Raw genomic sequence first — 25680 nt, 5'->3', positions numbered from 1 at the left:
ATGATGGGCGATTGGCTGCAGGCCCGATCCTGAAACCGGCACCCAGGGCGGCAGCACGTCTGCGTTGCTTTTATCGTAATCGAATTACGACAAACGTAATTTGCTAGCCCGTAAGCGTCAAGCTATAAAGGCGCCATTCCGTTAAAAACAGAACAGACCTACACACTCATGGCCAAAGCCAACAGCAGTGCCGACAACGGCAAACAGAAGGTCCGCTCGGCGGAAGTCGGCACCGACATCCTCAAGGCCCTGGCCGAACTTTCCCCCTCCACCTCGCTGTCGCGCCTGGCCGAACATGTCGACATGCCGGCGAGCAAGGTGCACCGCTACCTGCAGGCGCTGATCGCCAGCGGCTTCGCCGAACAGGACCCGGCCACCAACCACTACGGGCTGGGGCGCGAGGCGTTGCGGGTGGGCATGGCGGCCCTGGGCAGCATCGATGTGCTGAAGGTGGCGGCGCTGCCACTGTCGCAATTGCGCGACGAGCTCAACGAAAGCTGCTTCATCGCCGTGTGGGGCAACCAGGGCGCGACCGTGGTGAGCATCGAGCCGGCGGTGCGGGCAGTGACGGTGGTAACCCAGATCGGCTCGGTGCTGCCGTTGCTCAGCTCGTCCACCGGACTGGTGTTCGCCGCACACCTGCCCGAGCGCGAGACCGTGGAGCTACGCGACCGGGAACTGGCAGCGCTCGGCCAGACGGCGGACGACTATGCCGCCTTGCTCGAACAGATCCGCCAGCGCGGCCTGCACCATGTGCACGGTTTGCTGATGCCGGGGGTGGACGCGCTGTCCGCGCCGGTGTTCAACGCCATGGGCCAGGTCGCCGCAGTGATGACCGTGGTCGGTCCGACCTCGATCTTCCACGCCGACGAGCACGGCCCGGCCGCCCGGCGCCTGCTCGCCGCCACCCAGGCCACCAGCTGGCGAATGGGATACGGCGCGGATCAGTGAAAGGGCTTACAAAGCATTACGGACTTTTCCTGCGAGAGCAGCCTATAGTTCGCCTCGCACTTTTACTCGAAACGTAAAGGTGAATGTCATAAGCGGCTATTTTTCCCACGGGATCATGCGCTTATTCTGATCTCACTGGCCGGCACGAAGGGCTCTCCCCCCTGCTTTTCGCGCCCGCCCAGGTTCACCGACGTTGATTTTGAAGCTCCTTGATCTAACGTCTCGATTGGCCGCTGCGATTGCAGCGGCCTTTTTTATTTCTGCAAGAATCGCAAGGTCGGCGCCAATCAACCCAACGGATACTTCTGCAGGTTCGCCATCATCTGCTGCAACGCCTGCAGGCTGTCCAGCGGGTGCTGCGCGCCTTCAAAATCACCGATCCGCGCCCAACTGTCCGCCACCTGCTCGGGGGTAAACCCTTCACGCGGATCGAAGCCCACGCCCTGGCTACGCTCCCAGCGCACCTTGCCCACCCAGCCGCCACCCACCTCGAACAGTTCGCCGCTGTCCTGGCATTGCTCGCTGCCCAGATACACCACCAACGGGCTGATCAACTCGGGCTGCAGCCGCTCGAACACCTGTGGCGGGATCAGCCCCTCGGTCATGCGCGTGCCGCCAGTCGGGGCGATGGCGTTGACCAGGATGCCGTGTTTGCGGCCCTCGATGGCCAGGGTCCGGGTCAATCCGTAGAGGCCGAGCTTGGCCATGCCGTAGTTGGCCTGGCCGAAATTACCGTAGATGCCCGAAGTGGACGAAGTGAAGATCACCCGCCCCCAGTTCTGCGCCCGCAGATGCGGCCAGGCCGCGTGGGTAACCTTGTAGGCGCCTTCGACGTGCACGCGGTAGACCAGCTCCCAGTCGCTGTCTTCCATCTTGTGGAAGGTCTTGTCGCGCAGGATGCCGGCGTTGTTGACCAGCACATCGACCCGGCCGAAGGTGTCCAGGGCCTGCTCGACGATACGCGCGCCATCGGTGACCGAGTCATGGTTGGCGACCGCCGAACCGCCCGCGGCGCGGATCTCCGCCACCACGCGGTCGGCCGCCGAAGCGTTGGCGCCTTCACCATGTGTAGACCCACCCAGGTCGTTGACCACCACGTGGGCGCCGCGCGCGGCGAACAGCAGCGCATGGGCCCGGCCCAGGCCGCCACCGGCCCCCGTGACGATCACCACTCGATCCTGCAGACGTACTGGTTCGCTCATGCTCAAGGCTCCTGGCAATGAAGGGATGCAACGCAGTCTCCGCCAGCCGCCGGGGCCGGGCAATCAAGCGCACCGTGGCGAATGCCGCTTGATAACGCCCGGCGATGATCGCCCGGTCAGGACCAGGCAACCTTCAGCGGTACATAACTCATCGGTTGTTCACGAAAGGCCAGGTAGTGGCGCAGCACCTGCACCGGTGCCTCGGTGTGCGGGTAATGGCCGATGCCCTGCAGCACCACGGTGTCCGGATCCGGGACGATTTCCCGGTAGCGCTCGACCATGTGCGCGCCGGACAAAGGATCGACCGCGCCATTGATGAAGCGCAGCGGCACGCCCGGGCGTTGCAGCGCGGCGACCCAGCGTTCGCGCTGGGCCCGGCGCTCCGGCAGGAAGCTGACCAGTTTATGCAGGATCCGTGGGCCACGGTTGGAAGCGATCAGGCTCCAGTAGTCATCCAGGGCGCTCTCGCTGGGATGGGTGCACGGGCCATAGACCTGGGTGACGTTGCGCACCAGGTCGTCGCGCCCGAACGAGCGCCCGACCAGCCAGCCCAGGCGGCTGAGCAGCAGCTTCTGGACCAGCAGCACCCGGCAGCTCTCGGGGAACAGCCCGCTGTTGAGGAACACACAACTGGCCACCTCGAGCCGCCGTTCGTGGTGCCGGGCCAGCAGCTCCTGGGCGACGCTGCCGCCGTAGTCGTGGGCCAGCAGGTGCACCGGCTGGTCGATGTGCAGGTGCGCCAGCAAGGCCTGCTGCAGGTCGGCCTGTTCGAGCAGGCTGTAGTCGTGGTCCGCAGGCTTGGCCGAATCGCCGAAGCCAAGCATGTCGCAGGCCACCACGCGAAAACGCTGGGTCAGGGGTGCCCACAGGTAGTGCCAATCCCAGCTGGCCGTGGGGAAACCGTGAAGCAATAGCAGGGGCTCTCCTTGCCCTGCTGTCCAGTAGCGGATGCTCTGGCCCCGGAAAGTGAAACCCTGGCTCCGGGTGCGCCAGACGCACAATGGAATTTCGGCCAGTGGCATCACGGTCGTCCCGGTGGATACGTGTCGGAAGAGGGCAAGGCTGCGTTCATTGCATGTCACCTCGGCACATACATGTGCTCTCTATGTCGAGGCTCAGTCTAGAAGGCTATACGAAGGTGATAAGTCGCCTTGGCAGCCAGCCTGATGACCGTGCGAGTCAGTGGCACGAACGGTCAGATCAACCTCATCAGCAACGGCGCGGCCAACAGGTTGAGCAGCCCGGTCAGGACCATGACCAGGCCGGCCACCGAGCCTTCCTCGCGCCCGACTTCCTGGGCGCGGCTGACCCCCGCGCCATGGGCGCCGACACCGAACAGAGCGCCCCGTGCCAGCGGTGTGCGCAAGGGCAGCCAACGCAGGAGAATGCCGCCGAACATCGCCCCGAGCACCCCGGTAAACATCACGAACACCGCCGTCAGCTCCGGCACGCCGCCCAGGTCCTGGGCCACGGGCATGGCGAACGGCGTAGTGATCGAACGCGGCAGCAACGACAAGCTGACCGCATCGTCCAGCGCGAGCAGGTGCGCCAGCGCCCAGGAGCTGCCGATGGAAGCCACGCTGCCGGCGAGCATGCCGACCAGCAGCGCCGGCCAGTGCCGCGCCAGGAGTGCCCGTTGTTGCCAGATCGGCACCGCGAACGCGACGGTGACCGGGCCCAGCACGCCCATCAACCAATGCGTGTTGCGGGCGTACTCGGCGTAGGCGGTGTGCAGCGGCACGGCCACCGCCAGCAGCAAGGCCGGCACCAGGATCAGCGGCGACAGCAGGTAGCGTCCGCTGCGCCGGTACAGCCAGCGGCTGCCCAGGTAGGCGCCCAGGGTCAGGGCCAACCAGAACAGCGGCATGGGTTCAAGGCTCATGGCGCAACCTCCAACGGCACACCAGCTCGACCGTGACCGCGGTGACCACCATCACTAGCAGGGTGCTCAGCGCGATCACCAGCAGGATGCGCCAGCCCTCGCTGCGCAGCAGGCTGCCGTAGTCCAGCAGGCTCATCAGCGCTGGAATGAAGAACAGCAGCATCTCGGCCATCAGCCAGCCGGCACCCAATTGCAGCGTGGCGGGTTTGAGCAGGCCGGTGGCGAACAGTGCCAGCAGTAGCGCCAGGCCCATCACGCCACCAGGAATCGGCCAGGCGAGCCAGGCGGCCAGCTGGCCACCGATCAGGAACAGCGCCAGCAACACCGTCAGTTCGGCGAAAAGGCGTAGGGTCTTCTTCAGTAATGCAGGATTCATGGGCAGGAGTTCCTCGACAACGAGCCCATTGTAAAAGTCGGCCCCCTAGGCCAGAAGCGAATTGTTAGACTGACAGCAATTCCAAAACGGAATCCGGCATACATGGAATTCAAACAGCTGCGCAGTTTCATCGAAGTCGTCCACAAAGGCGGCTTCACCCAGGCGGCGAGCACCCTGCACGTCAGCCAGTCGGCGGTGAGCAAGCAGGTCGCCCAGCTGGAACAGGACATCGGCCAACCGCTGTTGGAACGCCAAGGCTCACAGCTGCTGCTGACTGCCGCCGGGCGCATCGTTCTGGAACGCGGCGAGGCGCTGTTGCGCCAACGCCAGGAACTGCTGAGCGAACTGGACGACCTCAGCCAGATGGCCCGCGGCGAATTGCGCCTGGGCCTGCCGCTGCTGGGCAGTGATGCACTGTTCGCTGGGTTGTTCGCCGAGTATCGACGGCGCCATCCGAATATTTCGATCCAACTGCTCGAAGGTGGCAGCCGCATGGTCGAGCAGGCCGTCAAGAGTGGCGAGTTGGAGTTGGGCGGTAGCCTCACCCCGAGCGACCCGGCGTTCGACTACCAGCCGTTCTGCAATGAACCACTGGAAGCCTTGCTGCCCGCCGACCACCCGCTGGCCGGGCAGGTCGACGTTGCCCTGGCACAGCTGGCCGACACGCCGTTTCTGCTGTACCAGCGCAGCTTCGTGCTCAACGATCGATTGCTCAGCGCCTGCCAGCAGGAAGGCTTCACGCCCAAGGAGGGTGGGCGTAGCGGCCAGGCAGACTTTCTTGCCGCGTTGGTGGCGGCCGGGCAAGGCGTGGTGCTGCTGCCGGCGATCGTCGCACGGGCGCTGGAACGGCCCGGAGTGGTGCGCTTGCCGTTGCGGGCGCCGGATTACCTGAGGTGGGATATCGCCTTCATCTGGCGGCGCGGTGCGTATCTGTCACGGGCGGCGCAGGCGTGGCTGGCATTGTTGCGTGAAGACTCAGCCATGCATTGAGACGACCGGCCCTATCGCGTGGCCGGTCCAGGCAAAATCAGCCTTTCAGCACAGCCGCAAATTCCGCCAGCCACGGCTCGGCATCGGTCTCCGGTGTCACGGTCTCACTGGCATCGAGTCGCAGCATCGGCAGCGCTTCGTTCACCCCCAGCTCGGCGAACAGCTCGCGCATCTGCTCGCCACCACCGCAGTAGGTGTCGCCGTAGCTCGAATCGCCCAGGCCGATCACCGCTCCCGGCAGGCCGCGCCAGGCCGCCGGCAGCACGTCGCGGATCGCGCTGTACAGCGGCATCAAGCTGTCGGGCAGCTCGCCCATGCCGGTGGTCGAGGTCACCGCCAGCAACGCGTCGGGGCCAAAGCCCTCAATGTCCTGCAGGGTGGCGCGTGCCGCATGCCAGGCTTCAAGGCCGGCGGCCTTGAGCAGCGACTCGGCGTGGCGGGCGACTTCGTCGGCGGTGCCGTACACCGAACCGGAAATAATGGCGACTTTCATCGGGTGAGGATTCCGAAACTGAGTGAAAACGTAGGATACTAGCATTCGACAGTGGCAAAAGGCCGCCTCCGGCTAAAGTCACAGGCTTCAGGATTTTCCGACGAATGACCGGAACGAAGCGGATTGACCACTGTCCACCGCCGTGAAGAAATCGCCGTTACCGATCGCCCCTTCGAGTCAGACCATGCAAGCAGACGCCCTACTCTCCCAGGACGAACTGGATTTCATCCAGGACATGCAGCATTCGCCCCAACTGAACCTGGCCGACCCCATGTCGAGCCTGCTGGTCAATGGCGACCGTCGTCTCAAGGACCTGCTCACCCGCCTGGTGGCCAATGAGCAGGTGACGCTGCAGGCCAGCTTCAACAACCAGCAGCTGAGTTTTCCCCTGCAACTGGTCGAGGATGAATTCCACGCCCTGCACCTGCAACTCGGCTCGCCGGACATCTACGAGGATGGCCCCAGGCTGCGGCCATGGCGCCTTTCGCTGCAGCAGCCGACCGCGCTGCTGGACGATCACGGCCAGGCCAGCGACCTGTGGGTACGCGACATTTCCTTCAAGGGTGTGCTGCTGGAAGTGCGCGGTGGGGCTGAAGCCCCTGCACAATTCAACCTGCGCTTCGCCGCCGAGGACATCCCGCCGATCGGCCTGCACGGCGCCCTGCGCCGGCGCATCGGCCCGCGCCTCGCCGCCTACGACCTGACCCACACGCCGGCCGAAGAGATCGAGCGCCTGCGCGAGTACATCCTCCAGGCCCACCGCAAGGCTCACCCCGAACTGCACGCCCAGGCTCCCTTCACCGCCTGAAGACCGTCCAGCCCCTGAAACTGACTGGTCATGATTGATCGGCGATAATCCGTGCCCGATTCTTGCAAGTCCGCCTGCGCCGCCCATCACCCCGGGCCGCAAGCCAGGGGCCGGCTACCCGCCAGCCCCGTCGTCAGGAGATACACGATGTCTACCCCACCCGTCACCTTGATGGTGTCGCGCCGCGCCGCCTGCGGCCGCTACCAGGACCTGCTGGCCTGGCTGCACGAAGGCGAGCAGTTGGCCACCGACTTTCCCGGCTACCTGGGTTCGGGCATCCTTGCCCCGCCGAGCGAGGGCGACGAATTCCAGATCATCTTCCGCTTCGCCAGCGAACAGACCATGCACGCCTGGGAGCATTCCGCTTCACGCAGGGCCTGGCTGGAGCGCGGCAACGGCCTGTTCGAGCGCCCCAAAGAGAGGCGCGTGAGCGGTATCGACGACTGGTTCGGCACCAATACAGTGCAAAAACCACCACGCTGGAAGCAGGCAACGGCCATCTGGCTGGCGTTCTTTCCGGTTTCGCTACTGTTCAACCTGCTGTTCGGCCACTGGCTGGCGCCACTCGACCTGCTGCCTCGAGTGCTGCTCAGTACCCTGGCTCTGACGCCATTGATGGTGTACCTGTTCATCCCCCTGTCCACCCGGCTGCTGGCCGGCTGGCTCAACGCCACGCCACGCGCCGCCACCGAACGTTCCCAGGGGCTGCGCAGCCGCTGAGGCACGGGCTCGCAAGGCCGCGCAGTTCGGGTATGCTGGGGCATCACGCACGGACAGACGAACAGACCGCCCGAACATGAACAGCCCAATCCTCATCACCGGCGCCAGCCAGCGCGTCGGCCTGGCCCTGGCCATGGAGCTAGCCCAGGCCGGCCATACGGTGGTCAGCGCCAGCCGCACCTTGCAGGGGCAGGCTGCCCACCCGAACATCCGGCAGTTCCAGGCCGACCTGACCCGCAGCGAAGACCGCCAAGCCCTGATCGAGTACCTGCAACGTGATTACGATGGCCTGCGTGCGATCATCCATAACGCCTCGCTATGGCTCGACGATAGCCTGGACAACCTCGACACCATGTTCCGCCTGCACGTCGAGGCGCCCTACCACCTCAACCTCGCCCTCGGCGAGCTGCTGAACAAGGTGGACAAGGCCGACATCATCCACATCTGCGACGAGACCTCCTCACGCGGCAGCAAGAGCCACATCGGCTATGCCGCGACCAAGGCCGCGCTGCAGAACATGGTGCTGTCGTTCGCCGAAAAGTACGCGCCCAAGGTGCGAGTCAACGGTATCCTGCCCGGTCTGTTGATCCTCAAGGAAGGCGGCGACGAACAGTACCGCCAGCAGACCCTGAAAAAGGCCCTGCTCGAATTCGAACCCGGCGCCCGCCCACTGATCGACGCCGTGCTGTTCCTGCTGCAAAGCCAGTACAGCACCGGCAGCCAGGTGGTCATCAACGGTGGCCGCCATCTGAAGAACCGCATGACCTGAAGAGATCGCCCATGACCCCGCAACAACAGCTCGAACTCGAAGCCGCCGCGTTCCGGCGCCTGGTCGACCACCTGCAAAAACGTACCGACGTGCAGAACATCGACCTGATGAACCTTTCCGGCTTCTGCCGCAACTGCCTGTCCAAGTGGCTCAAGGCCGCCGCCGATGATCGCCAGATCGAGCTGAGCCTGGACGATGCCCGTGAGCAGGTATACGGCATGCCCTATGCCGAATGGAAAGCCCAATACCAGAACGAAGCCAGCGCCGAGCAGAAAGCGGCGTTCGAAAGAGGAAAACCGCGTGACTGACCTGAATACCCTGCGCAGCAGCCTAGCCAGCGGCGAACACGTTTTTGCCGACACCCTGGCCTTCATCGCCGCGAACTACAGCTACCAGCCCCAGGCCTTCGACAATGGCGACGTGCACAACGCCGCCGGGCAGAACGAAGGTTCGTGCAAGACCCTGGGCCTGGCGCTGCTCGAAGGGTTGAGCGACCAGGAGGCACTGCTGGCCTTCGGTGAGCACTACCGTGGCGTGGTCGCCACGCCCGAGGGCAGCGACCATGGCAATATCCGTGCGCTGATCAAGCATGGGCTGGCCGGGGTGAAGTTCACCACCCAGCCACTTGCGCGCCTGGGCTGATAGCAGATGGGGCCGCTGTGCGGCCCCAACCGGACATCAACTGATGAGCCGGCCTGGTGTTCCAGCCTTAAGGCGCCCCTTCTGCAACCACTCCAGCGCAATCGGCCACAGGCTTTCACGAAACCGATCGTGAAAGAACGCGAAGTGCCCGATCTCCCCGACCGAGATATCCACAGGCGCCACCCGCAGATGCCGCCGCTCGCCCGTTTGCAGGTACCCCAGCAATCGTTCAGTGGCCGCCACCGTGCCGAACGGATCGTCAGTCAGGCTGATGGCCAGGGTCGCCGCCTGTACCTGGGCAAATGGCGTCGCCGACAGTAGACGCCCACTGGGCCGCTGCTCGTAACGTGGCGTACGGGCAACCCAATCGCGCACCACGCCGGCCGGGGTGTCTTCCAGCCAGCCCAGGCGCTTGCCGGGGAAATAGCCGAACATCCGGGTCAACAGCGGCATCACCACGTGCCATTTGCCGAACAGCTGCCAACGCTGCTCCGGCGCATAGTCGCGCCAGTAGGCGAACTGCGCGCCCACCAGCAGCGCATGGCGCACCTGCCCCGCCGACGGCGCCAACCCGAGCGCCCAGCCGCCGAAGCTGTGGCCAACCACATGCATCGGCTGGCCTGGATGCTCAGCGGCGGCCAGTTGCAACATCGCTTCGAAGTCCAGCCGGCCCCAGTCGCTCCAGGACGCCTGGAAACCGCGCAGCGTGGCCGGGCGCGACTCGCCGATGCCGCGATAATCGTAGGTGAGCACGTCAAAGCCCTGGGCGAACAGGTAGTCGGCGAAACGCGAGTAGTAGCGGCAACGCACCGAGGTGGCGGCGTTGATGATCACCAGTGGACGCAGGGGGTCGGGTTCGGCGTGGCGCCAGCGAAATCCGCCGAGGCCATAGCCGTCGGCGGCGACATGACGAAAGGCACAGGCGGGTTGGGTAAGGCTGCTCATGGCGCACTCCCTGCGGCGTCGCGCCATGCTGGCGGACGGGCTGTTGTCGTGCGCCAACGCTAGCAAAAAAATGCCCGAACAGCTCAAGTTCCTTGTAGGAGCGGCTTCAGCCGCGATCACCAGCGAAGCTGGTGCCATACACCACCTTGGCTTCATCGCGGCTGAAGCCGCTCCTACAGGTCCTGTGCCCTCAGGTAGTGGGCAGCGCCCGCGCCACGCCCGGCTTGCGCAGCACCGCCAGGCGCGAGCCGTGGTAGCGGGTTTCGCGGAACAGCTTCCAGCGACCGAACAGGCCGTACACATGCATCACCCGGCCCTGCTCGTGGTACCCCATGCGCAGGTGCAGTTTCATTGCTGGCACGTTGTGGGTCTCCACTACGTCCACCACCTTGTGGCAGCCCTTCTCGCGCATGGTGTTCCACAGCTCGACCTGGGCCGTCACCGACAACTCGCTGCCAAAGTACGGCCGGGTCATCTCGCCGCCGAACTCGAAGAACTCGCCGGGTTTCACCGGGAAGGTGCAACCGTAGTAATGCTTGTCGTGGTAATCCACCACGCTGGCCCAGATGAATGCCACGGCATCGCCCTGCTCATCCAGGTACATGTGCCCGGTATGGCCCTCGGCGGCCAGCTCGCGCATGGTCTCGACACGGTCGCCGAAATGCCGGGCGAAGGCATCGGCATTGGCCGTGGTGATCTGCACCAGGGTGACGGGCGCATGCGCCTTGAGGCTGTGCGGCGGCACAGGGCTGATCAGGTCGCGCTCCATCCACAGCAGTTCCCAATGGAAAAACACGTAGCGCTCGAAAAAAGTCTTGAAGGTGCGCTTGAGGCCCTTCCGGCGGATGCGTTCTTGTAGTTTTTGCAGTACGCCCATTGCTCCCTCCTCGGCGCCAGCGAAATTGCCAGGCCAATAGCTGGGGTATAGATCAGGCGGAGGGTGGCCATGGCAAAGGGCCAGCGAGGGATTTGTTTCAGAATATTAACAAGTCGTCGGCGGGAACCGCGCAACCGCCATCAACGGCTGCGCGGTCAAGGACTTGCTTACAGCTCGATGCAGTCGAACCGTACGTCGGTGGCTACGTCTTCGTCGTAGTTGACGTCAGCGCGCTCGAAGCCGAACAGGTTGAGGAACTGTTTCTTGTAACCGGCGTAGTCGGTCAGCTCGAACAGGTTCTCGGTGGTCACCTTCGGCCACATGGCACGGCAGGCGTCCTGCACATCATCACGCAGCTCCCAGTCGTCCAGACGCAGACGGCCTTCGTCGTCCAGTGCAGCCGGCGCACCGTCCGCACGGTACATGCGGTCACGGAACATGCGGTCCAGCTGGTGCTGGGTACCTTCGTGGATACCCTTCTCCTGCATGATCTTGAAGACCATCGACAGGTACAGCGGCATCACCGGGATGGCCGAGCTGGCCTGGGTAACCACCGACTTCAGCACCGCGACGTTGGCACTGCCACCGACTTTTTTGCCCAGGCGCTGGGCGGTTTCGTCCAGGTCCTGCTTGGCCTTGCCCAGCGCGCCGTCCCAGTAGATGGGCCAGGTGATATCGGAGCCGATGTAGCTGAAGGCCACGGTACGGGCCTGTGGCGCCAGAACACCGGCGGCATTCAGGGCGTCGATCCAAAGTTCCCAGTCCTGGCCCCCCATCACGGTGACGGTATCGGCGATTTCCTGCTCGGTGGCCGGCTCGATGCTGGCCTCGATGATGGTGTCCTTGTTGGTGTCGATGGCGGTCGACTTGTACGGCTGGCCGATCGGCTTCAGGGCAGAGCGGATCACTTCACCGGTCTGCGGCAGCTTGCGCACCGGCGAGGCCAGGGAGTAGATGACCAGGTCGACCTGGCCGCCCATTTCGTTCTTGATCAGCTCGATGACCTTGGCGCGGGCTTCGTCGGAGAAGGCGTCACCGTTGATCGACTTGCTGTACAGGCCTTCGGCCTTGGCGAACTTGTCGAAGGCGGCGGCGTTGTACCAGCCGGCGGTACCGGCCTTGGTCTCGGTGCCCGGCTTTTCGAAGAACACGCCCAGGGTGTCGGCCTTGAAACCGAACGCCGCGGTGATGCGGGCGGCCAGGCCGTAGCCGCTGGAGGCACCGATCACCAGGACTTTCTTCGGACCATCCTCGCGCACGCCCAGCTTGCGGGTGGCTTCGATCTGGTCACGGACGTTGAGCTCGCAGCCCTTGGGGTGAGTCGTGGTGCAGATGAAACCGCGAACCTTGGGATGAATGATGGCCAATGTCTGTACCTCGTCAGGTTTAGGCTGGGGCAGCGCCCGCCAGTGGGGCGTTGCCAATTGATCTAGAGGGTGAGACTACCCTCGTGGGATATCCGACACATATTACGAGTTGATCGGATCGATGCAAAACACCAACTGCCCCGCGATGGGGCCGGCAAAGGCACCCACTACGCCTGTGCCAGCGCCGCCTTCAACCACCCCAGGAACCGCCGCGCCAACGGATCCTCCTGGCTTTCCCAATGCACCAGGCAGCTCCACACCGGCCCGCGCACGCGCTGTACCGACAAGGGCCGCAACCGCCCCTCGCCCACCATCCGCCGCGCCAGCAACTGACTGACCAGGGCGATCCCCAGCCCCTCGCCCGCCGCCTCCAGCAGCAACCCTGGGTCGGAGAAGTTCAGCCCCTTGCCTTGCTGCCCCACGTCCTCACCACCCTCCAATTGCCAATGGCTCCAGTCCATCTCCCGCTCGCCATGCAGGGTGGTCCGCCCCTGCTCGGGAAGGTCCGGATGGCACGCCGGATACAGCTGGTCCTGGTGCAGCACGCTGAAGCTGCATTCGGCCTGGGCGCCGATATCGTCGCGGATCGCCAGGTCGATGGTTTCGCTGGCCATGTCCGGCACCTCGAAGCTGGTGAACAGCCACAGGTCCACTTCCGGGCAGCGCTGGTGGAAGTCCGCAAGGCGCGGCAACAGCCAGTGGCGGGCGAACGCCGGGGTGGTGTTGACCACCAGTTGGTTGGGCTTGCGGTACTGGTCCAGCCGGCGGATGCCCACCGCCAGTTGCTGCAACAGCGCCTGGGTGGTGCTGAGCAGGTCGTGCCCGGCATCGGTCAGGCTGACGCTGCGGCCACTGCGGTGGAACAGCGGCTGCTCCAGGTAGCTTTCCAGGCTACGGATCTGCTGGCTGATTGCCGACTGGGTGAGGTTCAGGGCTTCGGCGGCCTTGTGGAAGCTGCCTAGGCGGGCGGCGGCTTCGAAGCCGCGCAGGGCGTTTAGCGGGGGCCAATGCTTGAGCATACTGATAAGCCTGACTGATCAGAAATACGCTAAATCTATCGTTTGTCGCCCCGGATTCCCAGCCATAACATGGACGACAACACCCGCGACGGCGGGCTTCGTTGATAACAATCCCTAATAGATCGGAGTTCACTATGACCCTGTCCCTCGACAGCGGCTGGCGCATGCCCGCCGAATGGGCCCGCCACGCCGCCACCTGGATGATCTGGCCGCACAATCAACCGCTGTGGGAGTCGGGCTGGGGCGTGACCCTGGCCGACGTGCAGCGCGACTACGCCCGGGTGGCCGCCGCCATCGCCCGCTTCGAGCCGGTGAAAATGGTGGTCGATCCGTCGGCCATGACCATCGCCCGCGAACTGTGCGGCGCTGGTATCGAGCTGGTCGAGCTGGCCGTGGACGACAGTTGGTGCCGCGACAGCGGCCCGACCTTCCTGACCCACCCGCAACAGGGCGTGGCGGGCTTGAGCTGGCGCTTCAACGCCTGGGGCGGCAAATCCGAGCACGGCAAGGACCGCAGCCTGGCCCGGCGCATCCTCGACCACCTCGGCCTGGAAGGCCTGAGCACCCCGCTGTGCAACGAAGGCGGCGCCATCCATGTCGACGGCGAAGGCACCCTGATCACCACCGAATCGGTGCTGCTCAACCCCAATCGCAACCCGGGCCTGAGCAAGACGGATTTCGAGGATTGCTTCGCCCGCCTGTTGGGCATCCGCAAGACCATCTGGCTGCCGGGCGACCCGCAGTATGTGACCGGCGACATGACTGACGGCCATGTCGATGGCGTGTGCGCCTTCGCCCGCCCCGGGGTACTGCTGGTCGACGCCACCCACGACCAGGGCTCGGTGTATGCCGAAGTGGCCCGCGAGAACCGCCGCGCGCTGGAACTGGCCACGGATGCCCAGGGCCGTTCGTTCGAACTGCTCGACCTGTTCGAGGCCACCGCGGCCGTGGACAGCGAAGCCGAGGTGTTCTGCGCCTCGTACACCAACTTCTACCTGGCCAACGGTGCGGTGATCATGCCGGCCTATGGCATCGACGCCGACCAGGCGGCCGCGCAGCAACTGGCCCAGGCCTTCCCCGGTCGCGAAGTGGTACCGGTGCGCATCGACCATATCGCCCACGGCGGTGGCGGCATTCATTGCATCACCCAGCAGCAGCCGGCCTGGCAGGGAGCGCGCTCATGAGCACGCTGCGCATCGCCACCACGCAAATGGCCTGCAGCTGGGACCTGCCGGCCAACCTCGAGCGCGCCGAGCAACTGGTGCGCCAGGCCGCTGCCCAGGGTGCCCAGGTGATCCTGTTGCAGGAGCTGTTCGCCACCCCGTACTTCTGCATCGAGCAGTGCCACAGCCACCAGGCCCTGGCCCAGGACTACCACGACAGCCCGCTGCTCAAGCGCTTCGCCGCGCTGGCCAAGGAACTGGGCGTGGTCCTGCCGCTCAGCTGGTATGAACGGGCCGGCAACGCCTTCTTCAACTCGCTGACCGTGGCCGATGCCGACGGGCGCCTGCTGGGTGTGTACCGCAAGACCCACATCCCCAACGCCATTGGCTACCAGGAAAAGGAATACTTCAGCCCCGGCGACACCGGTTTCAAGGTCTGGGACACCGCCTTCGGTCGCCTGGGCATCGGCATCTGCTGGGACCAGTGGTTCCCCGAGACCGCCCGCTGCCTGGCGCTGATGGGCGCCGAAGTGCTGCTGTTCCCCACTGCCATCGGCTCGGAGCCTGGCGCCGCCGAACTGGATTCACGCGACCATTGGCAGATGGCCATGCGTGGCCATGCTGCCGCCAACCTGCTGCCGGTGGTGGCCGCCAACCGCGTCGGCCATGAAGTGGCGCGCAGCGACGACAGCCTGAGCATGCGCTTCTACGGCTCGTCGTTCATCTGCGACCACAAGGGCGCCCTGCTCGCCGAAGCCGATCGCGACAGCAGCGGCGTCTGGCTGCACGACCTGGACCTGGCGCGCATGCGCGAAGACCGCCTGAGCTGGGGCATCTACCGCGACCGCCGCCCCGCCATGTATGCGCCGCTGCTGACCCTTGACGGCCGAATCCCACAGACTGCGAGGGCCTGAACCATGCCAAGCCGTCCATCGAAACTGCTTGCCATCACCGCCCTGCTGGCCTGCGCCGGTGTTGCCCAGGCCGAGCAGGACGCCCTGCGCCTGTACAACTGGGCCGACTACTTTGCCGAGGACACCCTCAAGCGTTTTACCGCCGAAACCGGCATCCCGGTGATCTACGACGTCATGGACGGCAGCGAGGTGCTCGAGGCCAAGCTGATGTCCGGGCGCAGCGGCTACGACCTGGTATTTCCCGGCGACACCGTGGCCGAACGGCTGATGCGCGCCGGCAGCCTGCAGCCACTGGATCGCAAGCAACTGACTGCGCTCGACGATGTAGAGCCCGGCCTGCGCCAGTTGCACGACCGCTACCCCAAGGCCAGCCAGGCCACCGTGCCCTACACCTGGGGCACCATCGGCCTGACCATGGACGCGAAGAAAATCCGCGAGCGCCTGCCCGACGCCCCGCTCGACAGCCTCGACCTGCTGTTCAAGCCGGAGCTGGCGGCCAAGTTCGCCGACTGCGGCATCTCGATGATCGACTCGCCCGACGAAGTGCTGGCCGTGGTGCTTCACTACCTGGGCCGCGAGCCGCGCAGCGCCAAACGTGAAGACCTGGCCGCCGCCAGCGAGCTGCTCAAGGGCATACGCCCGTACGTGCGCAAGCTGCAGTCGCAACCGGTCACCGAGCTGGTCAATGGCAACACCTGCCTGTCGCTGGGCTACAGCGGCGACGTGATCCAGGCCCAGCGCACCGCCGAAGCCGCGGGCAGGGCCATCGACTTCCAGTACCGCGTGCCTCGCGAAGGCACCACGGTGTGGATGGACACCATGGCCATCCCCGCCGATGCCAAGCACCCGGAGTACGCCTATCGTTTCATCAACTTCGTCATGCGCCCGGAGAACATGGCCGCGATCAGCAACTTCACCGGCTACCCCACCGCCAGTGCCAAGGCCCGGTCGCAGGTGGACGCGCGCCTGCGTGACAACCCGGACATCTACCTCAGCGATGCCACCTTCACCCGCTTGATCCCGGGCAAGGACATCCCCCAGGCCGACATGCGTGCGCGCATGCGTGTCTGGACCCGTTTCAAGACCGCACAGGACTGACCGCATGCCCACTCGCCGCACTTTCCTCCAACACATGAGCGTCGTCGCCGGCCTCGGCGCCGCCGCCAGCTTCGGCCTGCCCTTCGCCAGCGCCAGCGAAGCCGGCCGCTGGTTCATGCCCGACGAGGGTGAGCAGCAGCAACGCGCCTACATCGCCTTCGGTGCCCAGGACGCCATCTGGGAAGACTTCACCGAAGACGTCCAGGCCGCCCTCGGGCGCATCGCCCGCGCCATCGCTGCCTACCAGCCGGTGACGGTGTTCTGCCGCGCCAGCGAACGCGATATTGCCGAGGAGGAATGCGGCAGCCACAACATCACCTACGTCGAGACCGAGCTGGACGACATCTGGATGCGCGATATCGGCGCCAACTTCGTGGTCGATGACGATGGCGCCCTGGGCGCCGTGGACTTCAACTTCAACGGCTGGGGCGGCAAGCAGCAGCATCGCTACGACGCCAAACTCGCGGCCCGCGTCGCCAAGTTGGCTGGCGCCCAATACCAGCAGAGCGAACTGGTGGGTGAAGGTGGTGGTATCGAAGTGGACGGCCACGGTACCGGGATCATGACCGAGAGCAGCTGGATCAACAGCAACCGCAACCCCGGCTGGAGCAAAGCCCAGGTCGAGGCCGAGCTGAAGGAGCGGCTGGGGCTGCGCAAGATCATCTGGCTTCCGGGTATCAAGGGCAAGGACATCACTGATGCCCACGTGGACTTCTATGCCCGCTTTGCCGCGCCCGGCGTGGCGGTGGCGAACCTGGACAACGATCCGGACTCCTACGACCATGAGGTGACACTCAAGCACCTCGAGATCCTGCGCAACGCCACCGATGCCGACGGGCGCAAGCTACAGGTGCATACGATGTCGCCACCCTTGAAACCAAGGCGCAGCAAGTTCAACGAGGACAATCCGGATTTCGCGGCGGGGTACATCAATTACTTCGTGATCAACGGAGCGGTGATCGCCCCGCAGTTCGGGGACCGCAGTGCCGATGAGCAGGCGCGGGCGTTGTTGGTGAAGCTGTACCCGGGGCGCAAGGTGGTGCAGTTGGACATCGACGCCATTGCGGCGGGAGGGGGTGGGATTCACTGCGTGACCAACCAGTGCCCGGCGATCTAGCGCAATTGCCGGGGCTGGCGCTCAGCCCCGGCATCGTCAACCTGGCGCTTATGGGTACTGCTGCACGGTGCCTTGCTGGTCATACTGCTGGCCCGGGATCGGCTTCAGGTTGACCTCGACGCGACGGTTCTGCGCACGGCCATTGGCATCGGCGTTGCTGGCGATCGGCTGGTCCGGGCCCATGCCACGCACGCTGACCCGCGACGAATCCACGCCCTGGGAGGTCAGGTAGGTGCTGACCGCCTGGGCGCGTCGCTGCGACAGGTCCATGTTGTGCTGGCGGCTGCCGGTGCTGTCGGTGAAGCCCACCACCTCGATGGTGTTCTGGTTGAACTGCTTGAACGAGTTGGCCAGGTTGTTCAGCGGCGAGTAGAAGCTTGGGGCAATGTTCGCCGAATCGGTGGCGAAGGTGATGTTGCCCGGCATGATCAGTTTGATCTGGTCACCCTGGCGCTGCACTTCGACGCCGGTATTGGCCATCTGCGCCCGCAGCTCGGCTTCCTGCTTGTCGGCGTAGTAGCCGTAACCGGCAGCGGCGGCACCGACCGCGGCGGCGCCGATCAACGCCCCCTTGCCACGGTTGTTGTGGTCGATGGCGGCACCGGCGATGGCGCCGGCCAGCGCGCCAAGGCCACCATACTTGGCGGTCTTGCTCATCCCTGTGGAGCCCTGCGCCTGGCCCTGGCTGTCATACGGGTTGGGGCTGGCACAACCAGACATCAGCGCGGCGGCGGTAGCGACGATAATCAGACGACGCATGGTGAACATGGACAAGCTCCTACTGAAATTCGAAAGTGCAGCGGATCGACTACGGATCTATGCCAGCCTTGGATTGCAGCGCAGCGGAAAAATTCCATGAAACCTCAGGCACGCACGAAGGGGTTCTCGCGCATCTCGTCGCCGAGGCGGGTGTCCGGGCCATGGCCGGTCACCACGATGGCGTCCTCATCCAGGCGGTACAGCCGTTCCTTGATGGAACGAACGATAGCCCGCTGATCGCCTCCCCACAAATCGGTGCGCCCGACACCACGGCGGAACAAGGTATCGCCGGCGATCAGCAACTTGTGCTCGGCGAACCAGAAACTCATCGAGCCCGGCGTGTGCCCGGGGGTGTGCAACGCCACGCCGCAGCCGCATGCCAGCGCCTCGTCGTCGCTCAGCCAGCGGTCCGGCGACGGTACCGGCGTATAGGGCACGCCGAACATCTGACACTGCATTTCCAGGTTTTCCCACAGCGGCTGGTCGGCCTTGTGTAGGTGCAGCGTGGCGCCGGTCAGCTCCTTGAGCCTGCCCGAGGCGAGGAAATGGTCGAAGTGCGCGTGAGTGTGGATGATGCTCACCAGGGTCAGGCCATGGTGCTGCAGGCGGGCGAGGATCTTCTGCTCGTCCCCGCCTGGGTCGACGACGATGGCGTGCTTGCTGACCGGGTCACCGATCAAGGTGCAGTTGCACTGCAAGGGGCCAACGGGGAAGGTTTCGCGGATGAGGCTAACGGGCAATGGGTTCATCTTCCTGGAACTCGGTACAGTCGATAGAGGGAGCGAATATGACCATGGTCCAGCTTGCCTCTCACCAAATCAAGGCAGATACAACCGGAACAACCCGCCCCCCAGCGTCCCGCCATTGGCGATCTCGATCCGCCCGCGCACGCCATTGCGCTCGTGCAACGCGGCAATCCGCGCCGCGAAATACAGCCCCAATCCGGTACTGCCACTCTGAGAGTCGATGCCCTGCACGTAGTCATGCTGGCGCTCGAGCATGCGCTGTGGATAACCGGCGCCGTCGTCGTTGACGCTGATCACCAACTGCTCGCGCTCTTCCTCGATGCTGATCAACAAGGCGTGGCCGGCATAGCGGATGGCGTTGGTGAGGACATTGGCCACCACCGAGGCGACCAGTTCACGGTCGAAGAACCCCAACGGGCTTTCGGTCTCGATACGCCAGGTAGCGAGGATGTCGCGGTGCTTGATCACGTCTTCCTGGGCCGCCAGCTGGGCCTCGATGAAGTCATCCAGCTCGTGGTAGTCCGGGCAGATGGGCAACTGGTTGACGCCCAGCTTGTACAGCCCCAGCAACTGCACGAGCATGCCGTTCAGGTGGCTGAGCTCGTGCTCCACCACGCCCTGTTCGGTACCGCCGCGCAACTCTTCGGGCAGGCGCGCCAGCCATTGACTATGGGCGTGGGTCAGCGCCGAAAGGGAGTTCTTCAGGTCGTGCACGGTGGAGGCGATCACCGTGGAAAAGTCCAGCCCCTGGTTGTCCTGGTTCATGCGCCAAAGACCCGGATGTGCAGTTTGCGGTAACGGTCATAGCGGCTGTCGCTGGCGGGAATGCCGGCCACGCTGGTAAGGCAGTCGCGGCACTCCTGCATCAACGCCGGCGGTGGCGTCTCGCCGCCGATGCGCAGCAGCGCCTGGGCGGTGTTCAGGGCGATACTGATGTTCTTCGGTTGCAGCGACAGCGCCTTGCGGAACATGCCCAGCGCCTCGTTGAGCTGGCCACCCTGGTAGCTGCGCACGCCCTGGCGATTGAGGTCCACGGCTTCGGTCACCGCCCCCAGCACCAGCGGGTCGTCGGTGAGTTTGGCGACGCTCTGCATGACCTTGGGGTCGTCCCCGTAGGTTTCCACGCAACCCTTGAGGATAGAGGTGCCCGCCGCGTCCTGACCGAGTTGCTGCAACTGCTTGGCCACCGTCAGCGCCGCCTCGACGGAGAAGAACTGATCCATTTTTTCCAGGCGCAGCATCGCCTGCTCGGTGAGCTTGGCGGCGGTATCCGGGTCACCGGCCTGCTGCAGGCTGGCGGCCTTCATCAAGCGGGCGCGCACCTGCAGACCCTGGTCCTCGACGTTCTCCTTGGCCACCTCGCTGAGCACGGTGTTGATTTCCACCCGGGTACGCGCATCGAGACCGTTGCCGGTGTTCTTGCTCATCAGCGCCTGGACCAGGCCAAGATTGCTTTCGGCGTCCTTGTAGCGCGAGCTCTGCCCCTGGTTGACCGCATGCCGATAGGCCTTGGACGCGCTTTCGAAGTCGGCGTTGTCCAGCGCCAGCTTGCCCAGCGCAGCCTGGCGGCGCACGGCGAGCGGCGACAGGCGCACAGCCTCTTCGAGCATGTGCTGGGCGCGCTTGGTTTCGCCCTGGGCCACCAGCACATCGGCCATGCCATCGTACAGGTTGGGCATGATCGGGAAGGCCTTGAGGGCCTGCTCGTAGACGCCCTGGGCCTGGGCGTTCTGGCCACGCTTGTGCAACAGGCTGCCGAGCGCCGCGTAGGCCCAGGGCTGTGGGCGGCTGGCCAGGATGTTCTTGAGGAATTTCTCCAGTTCGTCGAAACGATTGAGGTCGCGCAGGGCATCGGCGCGATAGCGCAGGCACAACGGGGCGAACCGCGGGTCTTTCTTGCACAGCTCGGCGCAGGCGGCGAGCACCTCGGCCGGGCGGCTGCGATCCAGGGCCTGGAGAATAGGCTTGAGCAAGGTCTTGCGCTGGGTCAGCTTCTCCAGACGCTGGGCCAGGCCCACGCGATTGAAGGGCTTGGTCAGGTAGGCGTCGGGCTCGTGCTCGATGGCGCTGAGCACGATGGCCTGGCTACTTTCAGCGGTGACCATGATGAACACGCATTCATGGCTGATGAGCTTGTCGAGAATCAGGTCCTCGAGCACCTGCTGGCCATTCTTCTTGCCATCACCCAGGTGGAAATCCTGAAGGATGAAGTCGTAGCGTTTCTGCCCGCACATGCGCAGCGCCTGTTCGCCACTGTCGGCGGTGTCCACGTCGCGTACGCCCAGCTCGCGAAGCATCGAGCGGGTCGAGGTACGGAAGTCGGTAAAGTCGTCGACGATCAGAAAGCTTTTTTGCCCGTACTGCAGCATCAACACGACCTGTATTGGAAGAAGTGGGAAGTGGCGCGGCGATGCGTATCGCCGAAAAGTGTATCGGCAGCGGATCGAGAAAGATGAGCCCGGAACGGCGATAGCCTTGTGCCGCTATGTTAACGGCCGCCCCTGCTGTAAACCACTAGACGAGCAACCCGAGGGACTTGGCCCTGGCCACCGCCTGGGTCCGCCGCTCCACGCCCAGCTTGCTGTTGATATGACTGGCGTGGGTCTTGACCGTATGCAGGGAAATGAACAGCCGCTCGCTGATCTGCTGGTTCGAACAACCCTGGGCAATAAGTTCCAGCACGGCGAACTCGCGGCTGCTCAGGGCCTCGGTGGTGCAGGTGCTGGCGACGAGGGTCTGCGGCAGGTACGTCAGCAGATCGCGCTGCACGGGGCAGGCGGCACGGCCGGCCAACTGCTCACGCAGCCATTGCGGCTGCTCCTCGATCAAGCGCTGGAATGCCTGCAAGGCACCTCCTTGCGCAGCCTCCAGTGCCTGGGCAAGCAGCTTGGCCGCCTCGGGCTCACGCCCCTGGGCCAACAACAACGCGATCAACTGGCATTGCGCGCTGACCATCAACGTCATGCCAGCGCTGGCCTGCCCGCGCTCGATCAGCCTGTGCAGCCTGGCTTCGGCATCGTCGACACGGGCCAGCACTCGCTCCAGCAACGCTTGCTGCAACTCGATATGCAGCGGCAACAAGGGGTGGAACTCCGGCGCGGCGGCAGGCTGCTCGCCACCGTAGGTCTGCCCCAGGCGCAACAGCCACGACTCCGCCAGGTCCGTACGGCCCTGGGCCAACCAGAGCTCGCATTTCACCAGGGTAATCATGGCCAGGTAGAAGATCGGCGGCACATCCCAGATATGCATCAACCGCTCGGCCTCGGCCAGCTCGCAAAATGCCTCGGCGAACCTCCCTTCGCGCCCATCGAGCGAAGCGATCACGCAGTGCCCGATCAGGACACTGATATCGCGACAGCTGCGCGCCTCGCTGAGCCCGGCGCGCAACCGCGCACGGCCCGGGGCACAGTGCAGGCGGGTGGCCAACAGGTAGCCCTCGTACAAGGTGAGGCGCGCGCGCACCGCATACAGGCGTTGACCCGACAGGCCCTGCAACCGTTGCAACCCCTGGCGCACTTCATCCAGTGCCCGCAGTATCTCGCCTCGAGCGTGCAGCACCCGCGCCCGGTCGTAATGGGCCAGTGCCTCGAACAGCGGGTTGCCGACCCGTTGCGCCAACTCGAGCGCCTCTCGGTTCCAGCCCCGCGCCCGCCAGAAATCGCCATCGGCGATGGCCAGGTTCGACAAGGTCGACAGGCACACCAGGCGCTGCCCATAACGTTTGTTCGGCAGGCTCTGCAGCGCCTCGCCACAATAGGCGAGGGTTCGCTCGCGATCACCACGGCCGCGGGCGATGACGCCGCTCAAGGCCAGCCACTGGGCGAGCATCGATTTTTGCGCCGTGGCCGAAGGCGCGGGCAGGAAACGGCTCAGGTAGGCTGCCAGTTCCTCGGCGGCGTCCAACTGGCAGGCAAGCCCCAGGGCCCAGCTGTACAGGACAATCAACCTGGGCGTACTGATCAGCAGGCTGTCGGGCAAATCCATTTTCCAGCGCAGCAGCATGCCGACATTCTGCTCGGCGAGCAGTTGCTCCTCCGACAGGCTTTGTACCAGGTCCGCCGCCACATCCAGATGGCCGGCCCGCAGGGCCTGCTCCACCGCCTCGTCCAGCAGGCCCTGCCCTTCGAACCAGCGGCAGGCACGCAAGTGCAACCCCGCCTGGGGGCCACTGGCCTGCCGGCTACGCAACAGGTCGGAAAACAGATGGTGATAGCGGAACCACAGCCCGTGCTCATCCAGCGGCACCAGGAACACCTGGTGGGCCTGCAGGTAGCGCAGGATCTCGGCACTGTCGTGCCGCTCGCGCAGGGCATCACACAGTTCGGCGCAGAAACGCTCCTGGCACGCGGTGTCGTAGAGAAACGCCTGCACGGGCGCCGGCAGGATTTCGATCACTTCCTCGAGCAGGTAGTCGCGAATCAATCCCTCGCCGCCATGCAGTGCCTGGGGCAAGGCGTTGTCATCGCCGGACTCGCTGGCCGCCAGCTGCCAGAAGCGCAGCCCGGCCACCCAGCCGTCGCTGCGCTGGATCAGGTTGTCCAGGGCCTGGCCGCGCAGACCGGTGGGCTGGCGGCCGATGACCGCCAGCGCTTCATCGGCAGTCAGGCGCAAGTCCTGCTCGTTGAGCTCGACCAGCTGGCGCGACAGGCGCAGGCGTGCCAGGTGCCAGTCGGGCCGCTGACGGCTGGTGACCAGCAGGACCAACCCGGCAGGCAGGTGATTGAGGAAGAACTGCAGGCATCGGTCGAGCACCGGGCCCTGGGCCAGATGGTAGTCATCCAGCACCAGCAACAGGGGGGTGTCCGGCTGCAGATAGAGCGCGAGCTCATCGAGCAGCCCATCGAGCCATTCCTCGAAGGCGAAGGGCTGATGACGCTGGCGCATCTTCAACAGGCCCATGGCCTGCCCGCCGAGCGCCGGGCAGAACTGCTGCAGCCCTTGGAGCAGGCGCTCGAGAAAGCGGCCCGGGTCGGCATCGCGCTGGCTCAACCCTAGCCAGAGGCTGCGCCAATGGCCGGGCAGCTCCTGGCAGAACTCGATGGCGAGGGAACTCTTGCCGAACCCCGCAGGCGCGTTCACCAACAGCAGGCGCCCCGACAGGCCCGTTTGCAGGCGCTGGCACAGGCGTGCCCGAGGCACGTGCGCCTCCGGCAGCGGTGGCCGGAAGAAACGCCCGTCCAACAGGCCCAGGGCCTGGCTGGCGACTCCATGCGTACGGGACAAGTCTGTCATGGCCGGCTCGTTCTGATTGGAATATGGCGGCGGTACGGGTTGTTGCGAGACTAGCGGCAAACGCTGCGCATTTGAAGATGATGTGCGCGCTTTGCGCCATAAAGACTACGACAAAAAGAAACAACACTGATAGACAGCAGTAATTCTCCCTCGCGGGAACAGAAACGCCCCGGCAAGCCGGGGCGTTCTGGGAGATCAAACGGAGGTTGCGCTCAATGGCTCAACGGACACCTGACTGACGCAGGGCAGCCGGCTGGAACTCGGCCTTGCTGGCGCTGAAGCCGAAGTTGTAGGCACTTTTCTCTTCGTTCTTCATGCCCAGCGCCAGGTACCGGCCCGATTGCAGGTCGTAGATGGCTTCCAGGGTGTACCACGGCACCTGCACGTTGTAGTACGGCTGGGCGTGAGCCTCGGAAACACGCCACAACTGGTTGCGACCGTCATACTGGTCGATCACCGCGGCCTGCCAGGTGTCCTCGTCGATATAGAAGTCACGCTTGGCATAGATGTGGCGCTGGCCCGGCTTGAGCGTTGCGACCACGTGCCAGACGCGACGCAGCTCGTAACGCGACAGGTCCTGGTTGATATGCCCGGCCTTGATGATGTCGCTGTACTTGAGCTTCGGATCGTCCAGCTTGTAGGCGTTGGAGGCGATATACATCTCCTTCTTGCCTTCGAGCTTCCAGTCGTAACGGTCTGGCGCACCGTTGTACATGTCCAGGTTATCGGAAGTACGCAGGCCGTCGGCGGCGGTACCCGGACCGTCGTAGGACACTTGCGGCGCCTGGCGCACGCGGCGCTGGCCGGCGTTGTAGATCCACGCCTTGCGCGGCTCCTTGACCTGGTCGAGGGTTTCGTGGACCAGCAGCACGGTCCCGGCCAGACGTGCCGGAGCGGTCACTTCCTGCTTGAAGTAGAACAGGATGTTGCCGGGGTTGTTCGGATCGTAGTCCTTCATCTTGTCGCGGAAGACGAACTGGTCCTGGAAGTACACCAGGCTGTAGGAGCCGTTCTGCTGCGGGGTGGCCTGGGTGACCAAGCGAGTCACGCTGCCGCCACGGTAGCGGGTGATGTGGTTCCAGATCACCTCCAGGCCATCCTTGGGAATCGGGAACGGCACGGCTGTCTTGAAGTTCTCCAGGCCGTTGCCACCGGCGACCAGGGTGGTCTTGGTGGCGTTTTCCTTGATCGCGGCGAAGACATCGTCCGGCACCGTGGAACTGCGGTGGGTCTTGTACACCGGAATCTTGTAGCTATCCGGGTAGCGCTTGAACATCGCCACCTGGCCAGGCGAAAGCTTGTCCTTGTACTGGTCGACGTTCTGCCCGGTGATGGTGAACAGCGGTTTTTCGCTGGCGTAAGGGTCGGAGAGGAAGCCCTTGGCGTCGGCACTGCCGGCGCTCTTGGATAGCGGCTCCCACGGGCCGATGGAACCATCGGCGTTACCGGCCTTCTCGGCGCCCATCGGGGTGAGCGACGCGCCCAGCTTGGCGGCCTCGTCAGCGGAAACCGCAGCCATGACGCTGGATGCCAGCAGGGACATGCCCAGTACACCGGCTTGCAGCAGACGTGTGGTCATTTTCATTCTTTGTCGTCCTGGATCAATGTTC

General features: G+C 64.7%; 26 protein-coding genes. 11 read left to right on the top strand and 15 right to left on the bottom strand.

Features of this window, described 5'->3' with window-relative positions; genetic code table 11:
- Positions 1–168 precede the first annotated feature (168 nt).
- A complete protein-coding gene (locus KHO27_RS00350) occupies positions 169–951 on the top strand; it encodes an IclR family transcriptional regulator (RefSeq protein ID WP_110700625.1) in 783 nt (260 codons plus the stop codon).
- Positions 952–1238: 287 nt separating this feature from the next.
- Here KHO27_RS00350 and KHO27_RS00345 read toward each other — a convergent pair whose 3' ends face one another.
- The 4 genes from KHO27_RS00345 to KHO27_RS00330 all read right to left on the bottom strand — a co-directional run bounded on the left by KHO27_RS00345 (position 1239) and on the right by KHO27_RS00330 (position 4411).
- Entirely contained in the window at positions 1239–2153 is a 915-nt protein-coding gene (locus KHO27_RS00345; protein WP_110700627.1) for an SDR family oxidoreductase, read from the bottom strand.
- A 116-nt stretch (positions 2154–2269) separates the two neighbouring features.
- A complete protein-coding gene (locus tag KHO27_RS00340; protein WP_110700629.1) occupies positions 2270–3175 on the bottom strand; it encodes an alpha/beta fold hydrolase in 906 nt (301 codons plus the stop codon).
- 173 nt (positions 3176–3348) lie between these two features.
- Positions 3349–4035: an LrgB family protein gene (locus KHO27_RS00335; protein ID WP_102682530.1), complete on the bottom strand. Its 687-nt coding sequence runs from the start codon at positions 4033–4035 to the stop codon at positions 3349–3351.
- Positions 4025–4411, bottom strand: coding sequence for a CidA/LrgA family protein (locus KHO27_RS00330; RefSeq protein ID WP_102682531.1), 387 nt, complete (start codon positions 4409–4411; stop codon positions 4025–4027). The genes KHO27_RS00335 and KHO27_RS00330 overlap by 11 nt, the downstream gene beginning before the upstream one ends.
- Positions 4412–4513: 102 nt before the next feature.
- Here KHO27_RS00330 and KHO27_RS00325 point away from each other — a divergent pair, with 102 nt between their 5' ends.
- Positions 4514–5401 carry a LysR family transcriptional regulator gene (locus KHO27_RS00325; RefSeq protein ID WP_110700632.1) on the top strand — a complete coding sequence of 296 codons (888 nt, stop codon included), beginning with the start codon at positions 4514–4516 and terminating at the stop codon, positions 5399–5401.
- A gap of 37 nt (positions 5402–5438) precedes the next feature.
- Here KHO27_RS00325 and KHO27_RS00320 read toward each other — a convergent pair whose 3' ends face one another.
- A complete protein-coding gene (locus KHO27_RS00320; protein ID WP_110700634.1) occupies positions 5439–5894 on the bottom strand; it encodes a flavodoxin in 456 nt (151 codons plus the stop codon).
- Between the two features lie 184 nt (positions 5895–6078).
- Here KHO27_RS00320 and KHO27_RS00315 point away from each other — a divergent pair, with 184 nt between their 5' ends.
- The 5 genes from KHO27_RS00315 to KHO27_RS00295 all read left to right on the top strand — a co-directional run bounded on the left by KHO27_RS00315 (position 6079) and on the right by KHO27_RS00295 (position 8833).
- Positions 6079–6702: a hypothetical protein gene (locus KHO27_RS00315; RefSeq protein WP_111531685.1), complete on the top strand. Its 624-nt coding sequence runs from the start codon at positions 6079–6081 to the stop codon at positions 6700–6702.
- A 147-nt stretch (positions 6703–6849) separates the two neighbouring features.
- Positions 6850–7422 carry a putative antibiotic biosynthesis monooxygenase gene (locus KHO27_RS00310; RefSeq protein ID WP_023630531.1) on the top strand — a complete coding sequence of 191 codons (573 nt, stop codon included), beginning with the start codon at positions 6850–6852 and terminating at the stop codon, positions 7420–7422.
- A gap of 76 nt (positions 7423–7498) precedes the next feature.
- The gene (gene folM / locus KHO27_RS00305; protein WP_110700638.1) at positions 7499–8191 is read left to right on the top strand and encodes a dihydromonapterin reductase; all 693 of its coding nucleotides are present in this window, start codon (positions 7499–7501) and stop codon (positions 8189–8191) included.
- An 11-nt stretch (positions 8192–8202) separates the two neighbouring features.
- Complete coding sequence (locus KHO27_RS00300; protein WP_214501005.1) at positions 8203–8499, top strand: DUF1244 domain-containing protein; 297 nt, start codon at positions 8203–8205, stop codon at positions 8497–8499.
- Complete coding sequence (locus KHO27_RS00295; RefSeq protein ID WP_110700642.1) at positions 8492–8833, top strand: HopJ type III effector protein; 342 nt, start codon at positions 8492–8494, stop codon at positions 8831–8833. The genes KHO27_RS00300 and KHO27_RS00295 overlap by 8 nt, the downstream gene beginning before the upstream one ends.
- Positions 8834–8869: 36 nt before the next feature.
- Here KHO27_RS00295 and KHO27_RS00290 read toward each other — a convergent pair whose 3' ends face one another.
- The 4 genes from KHO27_RS00290 to KHO27_RS00275 all read right to left on the bottom strand — a co-directional run bounded on the left by KHO27_RS00290 (position 8870) and on the right by KHO27_RS00275 (position 13041).
- Positions 8870–9778, bottom strand: coding sequence for an alpha/beta hydrolase family protein (locus KHO27_RS00290; protein ID WP_111531683.1), 909 nt, complete (start codon positions 9776–9778; stop codon positions 8870–8872).
- 190 nt (positions 9779–9968) lie between these two features.
- Positions 9969–10655, bottom strand: coding sequence for a GNAT family N-acetyltransferase (locus KHO27_RS00285; protein WP_102682540.1), 687 nt, complete (start codon positions 10653–10655; stop codon positions 9969–9971).
- Positions 10656–10822: 167 nt separating this feature from the next.
- Entirely contained in the window at positions 10823–12022 is a 1200-nt protein-coding gene (fabV, locus tag KHO27_RS00280; protein WP_110700646.1) for an enoyl-ACP reductase FabV, read from the bottom strand.
- 167 nt (positions 12023–12189) lie between these two features.
- Positions 12190–13041 (bottom strand): LysR substrate-binding domain-containing protein, encoded by an 852-nt coding sequence (locus tag KHO27_RS00275; protein ID WP_110700648.1) that lies wholly within the window; start codon positions 13039–13041, stop codon positions 12190–12192.
- A 134-nt stretch (positions 13042–13175) separates the two neighbouring features.
- Here KHO27_RS00275 and KHO27_RS00270 point away from each other — a divergent pair, with 134 nt between their 5' ends.
- The 4 genes from KHO27_RS00270 to KHO27_RS00255 are packed head-to-tail and all read left to right on the top strand — an operon-like array spanning position 13176 to position 17333.
- A complete protein-coding gene (locus tag KHO27_RS00270; protein WP_110700650.1) occupies positions 13176–14225 on the top strand; it encodes an agmatine deiminase family protein in 1050 nt (349 codons plus the stop codon).
- Positions 14222–15118 carry an N-carbamoylputrescine amidase gene (gene aguB, locus KHO27_RS00265; protein WP_214501004.1) on the top strand — a complete coding sequence of 299 codons (897 nt, stop codon included), beginning with the start codon at positions 14222–14224 and terminating at the stop codon, positions 15116–15118. The genes KHO27_RS00270 and aguB overlap by 4 nt, the downstream gene beginning before the upstream one ends.
- A gap of 3 nt (positions 15119–15121) precedes the next feature.
- The gene (locus KHO27_RS00260) at positions 15122–16216 is read left to right on the top strand and encodes an extracellular solute-binding protein (RefSeq protein WP_110700654.1); all 1095 of its coding nucleotides are present in this window, start codon (positions 15122–15124) and stop codon (positions 16214–16216) included.
- Positions 16217–16220: 4 nt separating this feature from the next.
- The gene (locus KHO27_RS00255; RefSeq protein ID WP_111531681.1) at positions 16221–17333 is read left to right on the top strand and encodes an agmatine deiminase family protein; all 1113 of its coding nucleotides are present in this window, start codon (positions 16221–16223) and stop codon (positions 17331–17333) included.
- Positions 17334–17381: 48 nt separating this feature from the next.
- On the opposite strand, the gene KHO27_RS00250 is transcribed toward KHO27_RS00255, so the two are convergent.
- The 6 genes from KHO27_RS00250 to KHO27_RS00225 all read right to left on the bottom strand — a co-directional run bounded on the left by KHO27_RS00250 (position 17382) and on the right by KHO27_RS00225 (position 25655).
- Positions 17382–18101, bottom strand: coding sequence for a YiaD family glycine zipper/OmpA-like lipoprotein (locus KHO27_RS00250; RefSeq protein WP_023631281.1), 720 nt, complete (start codon positions 18099–18101; stop codon positions 17382–17384).
- Between the two features lie 95 nt (positions 18102–18196).
- Complete coding sequence (locus KHO27_RS00245; protein WP_046857107.1) at positions 18197–18841, bottom strand: MBL fold metallo-hydrolase; 645 nt, start codon at positions 18839–18841, stop codon at positions 18197–18199.
- A gap of 69 nt (positions 18842–18910) precedes the next feature.
- The gene (locus KHO27_RS00240) at positions 18911–19603 is read right to left on the bottom strand and encodes a sensor histidine kinase (RefSeq protein ID WP_102682550.1); all 693 of its coding nucleotides are present in this window, start codon (positions 19601–19603) and stop codon (positions 18911–18913) included.
- Positions 19600–21207, bottom strand: a complete 1608-nt coding sequence (locus tag KHO27_RS00235) for a tetratricopeptide repeat-containing response regulator (RefSeq protein ID WP_038707358.1) — start codon at positions 21205–21207, stop codon at positions 19600–19602. Before KHO27_RS00235 ends, KHO27_RS00240 begins: the two co-directional genes overlap by 4 nt.
- A 145-nt stretch (positions 21208–21352) precedes the next feature.
- Positions 21353–24070 carry a winged helix-turn-helix domain-containing protein gene (locus KHO27_RS00230; protein ID WP_111531680.1) on the bottom strand — a complete coding sequence of 906 codons (2718 nt, stop codon included), beginning with the start codon at positions 24068–24070 and terminating at the stop codon, positions 21353–21355.
- Between the two features lie 220 nt (positions 24071–24290).
- Positions 24291–25655: a DUF1329 domain-containing protein gene (locus tag KHO27_RS00225; protein ID WP_214501003.1), complete on the bottom strand. Its 1365-nt coding sequence runs from the start codon at positions 25653–25655 to the stop codon at positions 24291–24293.
- Between the last annotated feature and the right edge of the window lie 25 nt (positions 25656–25680).

The sequence above is a fragment of the Pseudomonas sp. RC3H12 genome (assembly GCF_018596375.1).
GTDB lineage: Bacteria > Pseudomonadota > Gammaproteobacteria > Pseudomonadales > Pseudomonadaceae > Aquipseudomonas.
The sequence above is the reverse complement of the archived record's forward strand: the minus strand, read 5'-3'. Positions and strand labels throughout refer to the sequence as shown.